Genomic DNA, 9,255 nt, shown 5'->3' with positions numbered 1-9,255 from the left:
TTGGCGCCATGGATGGCGCCATCGAGCCCCCATGGATGGGTTTACGGCGTGTCCTGCAAGCCCACACCGCCCCGCCATCCCACGGATAGCCAGCTGTTGCTGTTGCTTGCGCAGTGGCCTCTGCAGGTGCAGGGCGCAGCCCTGCCGAACCCACTACTCCGCTACGTGCTCGACCTCGCGCGGTTCCGGCTTGGTGTCGGGCAGCTGCCAGAAGATCAGCGTCGACGTGAGCGTGATCGCGCCCACGCACAGGAACGTGGCGTGCAGCGCAGCCGTGGCGCCGTGGCCTTCCAGCTGCGTGCCGAATGCGGCCAGCAGGCTGCCTGCGGCGGCTGCACCGAAGCCGGCGGCGAGCATCATCACCATCGACAGCAGGCTGTTGCCGGAACTGGCAAACTCGCGGTCGAGGTCGCGCAGGGTGACGGTGTTCATCACGGTGAACTGCAGCGAATTGACCGCACCGAAGAAGGCCAGTTGCAGCAGGCGCACGGACAGGTGCTGGCCCGGTGTCATCAGGATGAAGCTGGCCATCGCCAGGCCGACCAGCACGGTGTTGGTCATCAGCACGCGGCGATAGCCGTAGCGTTCAACCAGTTTCACCGCCAGCTTCTTCGACACCATGCCTGCGGCGGCCACCGGCACCATCATCAGGCCGGCGTTCATCGGCCCGAGGCCAAGGCCGACCTGCAGCAGCAGCGGAATCAGCATCGGCATGGCACTGCTGCCGATGCGCGAGAACAGGTTGCCGAGAATGCCGATGCGGTAGCTGGGCACGCGGAACAGTGCCAGGGAGAACAGCGGCGCCGTTGAGTTTGCTGCGTGCAGCCAGTAGCCGACCAGCGCGGCCAGGCCGGCCACGGTCATCAGCATCACCAGCGCGTGTGGTGTACCGAGCCCGGAAATCCCATCCAGTGCCAGCGACAGCACCACCATCGCAAAGGCCAGCATGGCGTAGCCGCGAAGGTCGAACCGGGTGCGGTGGCTGGCGTAGTGGTCGGGCATGATCTTCATCGCCGCGATGAAGCCGATGACGCCGATCGGCAGGTTGATCAGGAACACCCAGTGCCACGAGGCGATCTCGACCAGCCAACCGCCCAGCGTGGGGCCGATCAGCGGACCCACCAATGCGGGAATGGCGATGAAGCTCATCGCACGCAGGAAGTCCTCGCGTGGCACCGAGCGCATCACCGCCAGGCGCCCGACCGGCAGCAGCATCGCGCCGCCGATGCCCTGCAGTACGCGCGCGGCCACCAGCTGATGCAGCTGCTGCGCCATCGCGCAGGCCAGCGAGCCGAGGGTGAACAGGATGATCGCCACCAGGAAGGTGCGACGGGTGCCGTAGCGGTCGGCGATCCAGCCGGAGGCGGGAATGAAGGTGGCCACTGCCAGCGCGTAGCTGAAGACCACCGACTGCATCTGCAGCGGGCTTTCGCCTAGGCTGGCCGCCATCGCCGGCAAGGCCGTGTTGACGATGGTCGAGTCCAGCATCTGCATGAAGATCGCCAGCGAAACCAGCCACAGCAGGGGACGCTGGCGGGTGTAGGTCGATGGCGCTGTGGACATGGGGCGTGGCCGGTGCAACGTGGGGGCGCCATGATCGCGCACTGCGGGTCACGGCGCGATCAACATCGCGCCGTGATTGCCTGCGCGATGCTCAGCGTTGGCTGTGTGCGTGCACTGCGTCGACCAGCACCTGTACATGGGCCGGGTCCATGTCCGGCGACATGCCGTGGCCGAGGTTGAACACATGGCCCTCGCGCGAACCACCGTTGCCGGCGGCATAGGTATCGAGCACGCGTGCGGCCGCCGCGGCGATCGCATCGGGCGAGGCATACAACGTGGTCGGGTCCAGGTTGCCCTGCAGGGCTACGCGGCCACCGGTGCGGCGCAGCGCTTCGTCCAGGTCCAGCGTCCAGTCCAGGCCGAGCGCATCGGCGCCGGTCTGCGACAGCGCTTCCAGGTGCAGGCCGGTGCCCTTGCCGAACAGGATCAGTGGCGTGCGCTCGCTGCCTTCGCCGCGCTCCAGGCTTTCGGCGATACGCTGCAGGTAGCGCAGCGAGAACTCGCGGTACATCGCCGGCGACAGCACGCCGCCCCACGTGTCGAACACCTGCAGTGCCTGCGCACCGGCGGCGCGCTGCGCGCCGAGGTAGGCAATCACCGCGTCGGTGGTTACCTCCAGCAGGCGGTGCAGGGCCTGCGGATGGTTCAGTGCCATCGCCTTGATGCGTGCGAAATCCTTGCTGCCGCCGCCTTCGACCATGTAGCAGGCCAACGTCCACGGGCTGCCGGAGAAACCGATCAGCGGCACCTGGCCATCCAGTTCGCGGCGGATCAGGCGCACCGCGTCCATCACATAGCCCAGATCCTGCTCCATGTCCGGTACCGCCAGCTTGGCGATGGCCGCTTCATCGCGCACCGGGTGACGGAACTTTGGGCCTTCGCCTTCGACGAAGTACAGCTCCAGGCCCATGGCATCGGGAATGGTGAGGATGTCCGAGAACAGGATGGCCGCGTCCAGCGGGAAGCGGCGCAGCGGCTGCAGGGTGACTTCGCAGGCGATCTCCGGGTTCTTGGCCATGGCCAGGAAGCTGCCGGCCTTGGCCCGGGTGGCGCGATACTCCGGCAGGTAGCGACCGGCCTGGCGCATCAGCCAGACAGGGGTGCAGTCCACCGGTTCGCGGCGCAGGGCGCGCAGCAGGCGATCGTTGCGGAGAGGGCTGGTCACAGTGGGCATTCCTTGGGCGAAATGGGCAGCGGCGCAGTCAGTCGCCGTGCGAAAGAATCTGGAAGCCCCGATGCAGTTCGGCATCGCGGGCCTTGTCGTAGGCGTGGCGGGCTTCGTCGGCCGTCAGGTACAGCTCTCGCCGCAGCTGCGAGCGGGCGCCGACGCGGCCGGATTCACGCAGCAGTTCCCAGCCGCCGAACAGGTCCGGGACCAGGGTCAGGCGCAGGAAGCGCGGTGCCTGGGCACCGTCGGCGGGTTGTTGCAGGTGGACGTGCATGGTGTCGATTGTAGCGGGGGTGGTGTGACCCCTGCCGCAACGCTGACCTGGTAGTGCCGGCCGCTGGCCGGCAACGTCATGAAGGTCGGTGGTGTAGCGTGGATGCCGGCCAGCGGCCGGCACTACCGCTCAGTGGCCGCCCAGCACCTTCAGTACCGCCGCTTCATCCACGTCCGGTACGACTTCGGCGCGGCCCATGCCACGCCACAGCACCAGGCGCAGGCGGCCGGCTACATTCTTCTTGTCCAGGCGCATGCGGCCGAGCAGGGCCTGCGGGTCCAGCCCGGCGGGAATTGCCACCGGCAAGCCAAGCTGTTCGAGCAGCGCCTGCAGGCGCACCCGGTCGGCGTCGTCGGCCAGGCCCAGGTGGGTGGAGAGGCGTGCCGCCAGCACCATGCCCACTGCTACGGCTTCACCGTGGTTCAGTGCATCGCGTCCCGGTGCGGAGTAGCCCTGTTCGGTTTCGATGGCGTGGCCGAAGGTATGGCCAAGATTGAGCAGGGCGCGCTCGCCCTTCTCGAAGGGATCGCGCTCGACGATGGCGGCCTTGTGCCGGCAGCTGCGGGCGATGGCCTCGGCGATGACCGCATCCTCGCCGGCCGCCAGTGCCTCGGCATGCTGCTGCAGCCATTCGAAGAACACCGCATCACCCAGTGCGCCGTACTTCACCACTTCGGCCAGGCCGGCGCGTAGCTCGCGCGGCGGCAGGGTGGCCAGCACGCGGGTATCGGCGATCACCGCACGCGGTGGGTGGAACGCACCGACCAGGTTCTTGCCGGCCGGGATATCCACGGCGGTCTTGCCGCCCACCGAGGAGTCGACCATCGCCAGCAGCGTGGTTGGCAGCTGCACGCAGTCGACGCCGCGCATCCAGCAGGCCGCGGCGAAGCCGGCGAGGTCGCCGACCACACCACCACCGAGGGCGAACACGCAGGCATCGCGGGTCGCGCCGAGCGCGGCCAGCGCCTCGATGACCGAGCCGAACTCGGCCAGGGTCTTGGAGGCTTCACCGGCGGCCAGCACATGCTCACCCACGATCAGGTCCGGGCGTGCGGCCAGCAGCGTCTGCCTGACGGCATCCAGATAGCGCGGAGCAACCTCGCTGTCGCTGACCAGCAAGACATGGCGGCCACGCACATGGCGGGCCAGTGCGGCGCCGTCGGCCTGGGCGCCGGCACCGATGGTGATGGAATAGGGACGGTCGCCGCCAACGGCGACCTGCAGCAGGGCAGGGGAGGTCATGCAGTGGGGTCCTGTCGCTGCCAGTGCGTGGCCAGCTTGACGACAAGCTGGGCAGTGGCATCGGCGGCGGTAAACGGGTCGGTATCAAGAGTGACATCGGCCAGGTCGCGATACAGCGGGTCGCGATGCGCGGCCAGATCATGCAGCACCTGTTCGCGGTCCGGCCGCTGCAGCAGTGGCCGGGCCTTGTCGCGTGACAGGCGCTCCAGCTGGGCTGCGACGCTGACCCGCAGGTAGACGACAAAGCCTCGCTTGGCGATCAGGGCGCGATTGTCCGGGTCAAGCACGGCACCGCCGCCGGTGGACACCAGCTGGCCACGGCCGGCCAGCACCTGCGCCAGCGCCTGGCGCTCATGGGCGCGGAAGCCGGCTTCGCCGGAATGCTCGAAGATCGTGGGGATGCTGGCCCCGGTCGCATCGACGATGGCTTGGTCGACGTCGACGAAGTCCAGCGTGAAGCGCTCGGCGAGGCGGCGGCCGATGCAGGTTTTACCGGCGCCCATCGGGCCGATCAGGATCAGGTTCGGAGCGGGATTCATGCCCTCTGATGCTAACACCTCCGTGCCTTGGCCTTTACGTTCTTCACGGCAGGGTGGGGGTTCCTGCGGGGTATCCCGCGCCTGATGGAGTGCCTGCCATGTCGGTTGCCAAGGTCATCGAAATCAATGCGTCCTCGCCCAAGAGCGTGGAGGACGCAGTGCGCAGCGGATTGAAGAAGGTGTCCGGGACGGTCAAGGGCATCCAGGGCGCCTGGATCAACGAGACCAAGGTGGTCACCGACGGCAACGGTGAGATCACCGAATGGCGGGTGAACCTGCGGGTCACCTTCCTGGTGGAGTGAGGCTGCTCAGCGCAGCCCTTGCACCTGGCGCTGGGCATCCAGCGCCACTACCCGGTCGGCAATGGCCGGCAGCGCACGCAACGCCTGCCGGCTGACCCGCTCGTAGTACTGCACGAAGCGCTCCAGCTGGGGCCGGTTCATACCGTGCCGCCCCGGCTGGGCCGCCTGCAGGTTCTGCTCCTGCTGCCAGCGCCAACGCGGCACCACCGAAAAATCAGGGGGTTGCAGGAACCACAGGCGGTCACAGCGCTGCCACAGCGCCGGGTAGTCGCGGGCCAGCGCCTGGTTGCACCAGCGCCGCCAACGGCCATCGGCATCGGCCTCGCGCTCCAGCGCATTGAGCGGCGCCTCCAGTTCGGCATCGTCCTGCGCCGGGGTACCCAGGAACCAGCCCTCGAACACCAGCAGGTCCAGCGGCGTTTGCAGCTGCGGCCACTGCGCTTCGGGCAGGCGCTCGTCGGCCAGCTTGTCGAAGCGGGGCAGGGCCAGGGGCTGTCGAGCTGCCACTGCGTCCAGTACCGCATGTGCCAGCGGCAGGTCGTGTGTGCCCGGTGGGCCACGGGTGATCAACAACGGATGCACCTGCCGGGCCAGGCGCTGGCGTTGTGCGCGGGTCAGGTAGACATCGTCGATGGACAGCGTTGCGGCGTTCAGGCCACGCGCCTGGGCACGGGCAACCACCTGCGAGGCCAGCGTCGATTTGCCGCTCCCCTGCAGGCCGCTGATCGCCAATACTGGAACGGCTGTGCTGCTGCCCAGCGCGTCATCCAGCGCCTGCTCGACCACTGTTTCGGGGAATCCTTTCACCTGGGGCATGTACGCAGCGGCGACCATGCCGCCACAATAGCCCAAACCGTGTGAGAAGAATGCTGTCATGAGCGACCTGTACGCCGAAGCCCTGTCGACCTTTGCCGCCCTTTTCGAAGAAGCGAAACAGAGCCGCGAAGTCGAGCCCAATGCGATGACCGTGGCGACCGCCGATGTGCAGGGCCGGCCATCGGCGCGCACCGTGCTGTTGAAGGCGTTCGACGAGCGCGGCTTCGTGTTCTACACCCACCTGGACAGCCACAAGGGCAACGAGCTGCAGGCCAATCCGCAGGCGGCGCTGCTGTTCCTGTGGCGCAGCCTGCGCGAGGCCGGCATCCAGGTGCGCATCGAGGGACGCGTGGAGCAGGTGGCCGATGCCGAGGCCGACGCCTATTTCGCCAGCCGTCCGCGCATGAGCCAGATCGGCGCGTGGGCGTCGCTGCAGTCGAAGACGTTGAACTCGCGCGAGGAGTTCGACGCGCGCGTGGCCGAGGTCGAGGCGCGCTTCGAGGGCAAGGACGTGCCGCGTCCGGACGGTTGGAGTGGTCTGCGGGTGGTGCCTGACCGCATCGAGTTCTGGTACGGCGCGCAGTTCCGCCTGCACGAGCGCTGGTGCTATGAAGCCGGTGCCGAAGGGCGCTGGAGCAAGCGCTTGTTGTACCCGTAAGGCACCGTGATGCAACGCGTGCCGCTGTATCGCGTGGTGGTGTTCGTGCCGGTGCCTGCCCTGGAGGCGGTGAAGCAGGGCATCCTTTCGGTGGATGCACTGGTGGCTGGCGATTACGAGCACGGCATGTGGTGGTCCGTGCCGGGGTTCGAACAGTTCCGGCCACGCGTGGGTGCGATCCCCACGCAGGGCGAGGCGGGGCAGACCGAGGTGGTCGACAGCGTGCGGCTGGAGTTCTGCCTGCCGCGCGATCCGCAGCGGCTACAGCGCATCCTCGAGCACGGCATCGTGCCGCATCACCCGTGGCAGGTGCCGGTGGTGCAGGTGGAAGAGATCGAGCTGCTGCTGGCCGGTAGATCCACGCCATGCGTGGATGGAAAGGTCGGTACACCTGCATCGTAGGGTCGAGCCTGTACGACTGCCATTGTTCCAACGCGTACCACTGCGAGAGCCGTTTGTCGCGAACGGACCGGCCAGCTTCATGTGCGAGCAGGTCAGCAACCGGCAGACTCCGACGAACGTCCTCGACTTCCGGAATTGCCATGCCCTCCTGGCGTTGCCTGTTTGCCGTGCCATCGCCGCGCCAGGGCGTGGAAGCGTTCCTGCTGCTGCTCGCCCGCATCGTCGCCGGCGTGATGTTCTGCGTATCCGGCTGGAACAAGCTGTTCACCGACGCCGGGCGCGAGCGCATGGTGCACACGCTGGTCGATGCGGGCATTCCATTTCCGGTACTCAGCGCGCCGGTGCTCGGGGCCATTGAGTGGATTGCCGGTGGCCTGTTGGTGCTGGGCCTGTTGACCCGCCCCTCGGCATTGCTGCTGGCGGCGATCTGCGCGGTAGCGGCGCTCACCGATGGCATTGCGCGCATTCCTGCGGGGCTGAGCGTGCTGGATTGGCTGAGCTGGTTCTTCTACCTGAGCGAAGTACCGCTGGGCGTGCTGCTGCTATGGGTTGCGGCCGTGGGCAGTGGACGGTTCGCCATCGAAGCGCGCGCGGCGCTCCAGTAGATCCACGCCATGCGTGGATGGGGTACCTGGGAAAAAGCGGTGCGAACCAAGGTTGGCACCCACCAGAGATCGGTTTGCACCACCCAGACGGCAGGACGTTACAACCCCTCCGCGCGCAGCCACCGCCACAGCGTGGTGCGTGACACACCCAGCGCCTGCGCCATGCCTTCGCGGTCATTGCGGTGTTCCTGCAGCAGCGCTTGCAGCTGCGCACGCGGCGGGCGCTTGCCGTTGCTTTCCACTGGCAGTGTGGCGGCGCCTTCGTTCACCAGCTCCGGCGCCAGCTGCAGCAGGCGGGCTGCATCGATCAGCCCTTCACTGGGCTGCCAGTGGATGCGCAGCCTATCCACCAGGTTGCGCAGTTCACGCACATTGCCTGGCCAATCGGCTGCGCTGAGCAGCGCCAGCGCTTCTGCATCCAGCGGTGCATCGATGCCGCGCAGTTCGCGGAAGAAGTGCGTGGTCAGCAGCGGGATATCGCCTCGCCGTGCACGCAGAGTGGGCAGTGCGATGCGCAGCGCGGCCAGCCGGTAATACAGGTCGCGGCGGAAGCTGCCGACCGCCGCGCGCTGCTCCAGCGATTGCAGGGTGGCGGCGACCACGCGCAGATCGACTGGAGTCGGTTCGGTGGCGCCCACGCGCAGCACTTCGCGTTCTTCCAGCACCCGCAGCAGGCGGGTCTGCAATGGCAGCGGCAGTTCGCCTATCTCGTCCAGGAACAACGTGCCGCCATCGGCTGCCTCGACCAAGCCGACGCGCCCCCCGCGACGCGCACCGGTGAAGGCGCCGTCGCTGTAGCCGAACAGCTCCGCTTCCAGCAGTGATTCGCTGATCGCACCGCAGTTCAGCGCAACGAAGCGACCGCGACGACCGCTGGCGGCGTGCAGCTGGCGTGCAACCAGTTCCTTGCCGGTGCCGGTCTCGCCGGTAACCAGCACGGTGCTGTCGTGCGGGGCGTACAGCGCGATCTGTGCGCGCACGTCGGCCATCGCATTGCTGTCGCCGAGCAGGGCATGCGCATCGTTGCGTGCGGCGGTGCGGCGGCGCGGAGCCGGCCGGCTGCCGCCGGAGCGGGCCATGGCCTGGGTCAGCTCCAGCGCATGCTCGAACGCCTGCCGCACCGAATCAGCCGAGTACAGCAGCACGCCGGGCAGTCCGGCCTGTTCGGCATGGTCGATGGCCATGCCGGTGCCGACGATCACTTCGATGCCGTTGGCGCGCAGGTCGGCGATGCAGTCGCGGGCATCTTCGCGGGTGACGAAGCGGCGGTGCTCGATGTCCAGGCCGAAGCTCTGCTGGAAGCTGCTGAACACCGGCACGTCGCTGGCATGGGTGACCAGGCCGATGCGTGGGGCGATGCGGCGGGCGCGCGCCAGCGCTTCCATCAGGTCGAAGCCATTGGCGTGGATCGGTACCAGCGGCAGGTCCAGGCGACCGCGCAACCAGGCCGCGTTTGAGCCGCCGGCAATCACCACGTCGCAGTGCTCGCGGCGCAGGCGCTGGCCGATCACTTCCACGGCTTCCTCGAAGCCCAGGTTGATCTGCTCGATGCGTGCGCGGCGGTCGAACTCGGGAATGACATCGCCAAGCAGGCCGGTCAGGCGCGAGACGCTGACCGTCCAGATCACCGGGCGGCCGGGGTCGGCATCGGCGTGGCGCAGGGGTGAGCGGGGCAGGTACATGCAA

11 protein-coding genes are annotated in these 9,255 nt (G+C 67.8%); 4 read left to right on the top strand and 7 right to left on the bottom strand.

Translation table 11 applies throughout. The features are described 5' to 3' along the window. Positions 1-153: 153 nt before the first annotated feature. The 5 genes from mdtD to AC07UW_RS15370 form a co-directional block, all read right to left on the bottom strand. Positions 154-1,563 (bottom strand): multidrug transporter subunit MdtD, encoded by a 1,410-nt coding sequence (mdtD, locus tag AC07UW_RS15390; RefSeq protein ID WP_100460053.1) that lies wholly within the window; start codon positions 1,561-1,563, stop codon positions 154-156. 91 nt (positions 1,564-1,654) lie between these two features. Next, positions 1,655-2,737: a uroporphyrinogen decarboxylase gene (hemE, locus tag AC07UW_RS15385; protein WP_447945452.1), complete on the bottom strand. Its 1,083-nt coding sequence runs from the start codon at positions 2,735-2,737 to the stop codon at positions 1,655-1,657. A 28-nt stretch (positions 2,738-2,765) separates the two neighbouring features. Next, a complete protein-coding gene (locus AC07UW_RS15380; protein ID WP_025876992.1) occupies positions 2,766-3,005 on the bottom strand; it encodes a WGR domain-containing protein in 240 nt (79 codons plus the stop codon). Between the two features lie 129 nt (positions 3,006-3,134). Next, positions 3,135-4,247 carry a 3-dehydroquinate synthase gene (aroB, locus tag AC07UW_RS15375; protein ID WP_223496180.1) on the bottom strand — a complete coding sequence of 371 codons (1,113 nt, stop codon included), beginning with the start codon at positions 4,245-4,247 and terminating at the stop codon, positions 3,135-3,137. After that, positions 4,244-4,786, bottom strand: a complete 543-nt coding sequence (locus AC07UW_RS15370) for a shikimate kinase (protein ID WP_032976596.1) — start codon at positions 4,784-4,786, stop codon at positions 4,244-4,246. The genes aroB and AC07UW_RS15370 overlap by 4 nt, the downstream gene beginning before the upstream one ends. 98 nt (positions 4,787-4,884) lie before the next feature. On the opposite strand from AC07UW_RS15370, the gene AC07UW_RS15365 reads away from it, so the two are divergent. Beyond that, a complete protein-coding gene (locus AC07UW_RS15365; protein ID WP_025876997.1) occupies positions 4,885-5,088 on the top strand; it encodes a dodecin family protein in 204 nt (67 codons plus the stop codon). A 6-nt stretch (positions 5,089-5,094) separates the two neighbouring features. Here AC07UW_RS15365 and AC07UW_RS15360 read toward each other — a convergent pair whose 3' ends face one another. Continuing rightward, positions 5,095-5,922 (bottom strand): kinase, encoded by an 828-nt coding sequence (locus AC07UW_RS15360; RefSeq protein WP_495212359.1) that lies wholly within the window; start codon positions 5,920-5,922, stop codon positions 5,095-5,097. 40 nt (positions 5,923-5,962) lie between these two features. Between AC07UW_RS15360 and pdxH the strand changes: the two genes are divergently transcribed. From pdxH to AC07UW_RS15345, 3 genes are all read left to right on the top strand, one after another. Continuing rightward, positions 5,963-6,562, top strand: coding sequence for a pyridoxamine 5'-phosphate oxidase (gene pdxH, locus AC07UW_RS15355; RefSeq protein ID WP_033831770.1), 600 nt, complete (start codon positions 5,963-5,965; stop codon positions 6,560-6,562). A gap of 9 nt (positions 6,563-6,571) precedes the next feature. Beyond that, entirely contained in the window at positions 6,572-6,964 is a 393-nt protein-coding gene (locus AC07UW_RS15350; RefSeq protein ID WP_495212358.1) for a YqfO family protein, read from the top strand. Between the two features lie 140 nt (positions 6,965-7,104). Continuing rightward, positions 7,105-7,569 (top strand): DoxX family protein, encoded by a 465-nt coding sequence (locus tag AC07UW_RS15345; protein ID WP_495212357.1) that lies wholly within the window; start codon positions 7,105-7,107, stop codon positions 7,567-7,569. Between the two features lie 98 nt (positions 7,570-7,667). Here AC07UW_RS15345 and prpR read toward each other — a convergent pair whose 3' ends face one another. Continuing rightward, on the bottom strand, positions 7,668-9,251 hold the full coding sequence (prpR, locus tag AC07UW_RS15340) for a propionate catabolism operon regulatory protein PrpR (protein ID WP_495212356.1): 1,584 nt from the start codon (positions 9,249-9,251) through the stop codon (positions 7,668-7,670). Positions 9,252-9,255 lie beyond the last annotated feature (4 nt).

This window comes from Stenotrophomonas sp. GW821-FHT02D01, assembly GCF_059421765.1.
The sequence above is the reverse complement of the archived record's forward strand: the minus strand, read 5'-3'. Positions and strand labels throughout refer to the sequence as shown.

Coding starts and splice junctions, on each gene's coding strand:
- mdtD (WP_100460053.1), bottom strand. CDS start 1,563: ATGTCCACAGCGCCATCGACCTACACCCGCCAGCGTCCCCTGCTGTGG.
- hemE (WP_447945452.1), bottom strand. CDS start 2,737: ATGCCCACTGTGACCAGCCCTCTCCGCAACGATCGCCTGCTGCGCGCC.
- AC07UW_RS15380 (WP_025876992.1), bottom strand. CDS start 3,005: ATGCACGTCCACCTGCAACAACCCGCCGACGGTGCCCAGGCACCGCGC.
- aroB (WP_223496180.1), bottom strand. CDS start 4,247: ATGACCTCCCCTGCCCTGCTGCAGGTCGCCGTTGGCGGCGACCGTCCC.
- AC07UW_RS15370 (WP_032976596.1), bottom strand. CDS start 4,786: ATGAATCCCGCTCCGAACCTGATCCTGATCGGCCCGATGGGCGCCGGT.
- AC07UW_RS15365 (WP_025876997.1), top strand. CDS start 4,885: ATGTCGGTTGCCAAGGTCATCGAAATCAATGCGTCCTCGCCCAAGAGC.
- AC07UW_RS15360 (WP_495212359.1), bottom strand. CDS start 5,922: ATGGTCGCCGCTGCGTACATGCCCCAGGTGAAAGGATTCCCCGAAACA.
- pdxH (WP_033831770.1), top strand. CDS start 5,963: ATGAGCGACCTGTACGCCGAAGCCCTGTCGACCTTTGCCGCCCTTTTC.
- AC07UW_RS15350 (WP_495212358.1), top strand. CDS start 6,572: ATGCAACGCGTGCCGCTGTATCGCGTGGTGGTGTTCGTGCCGGTGCCT.
- AC07UW_RS15345 (WP_495212357.1), top strand. CDS start 7,105: ATGCCCTCCTGGCGTTGCCTGTTTGCCGTGCCATCGCCGCGCCAGGGC.
- prpR (WP_495212356.1), bottom strand. CDS start 9,251: ATGTACCTGCCCCGCTCACCCCTGCGCCACGCCGATGCCGACCCCGGC.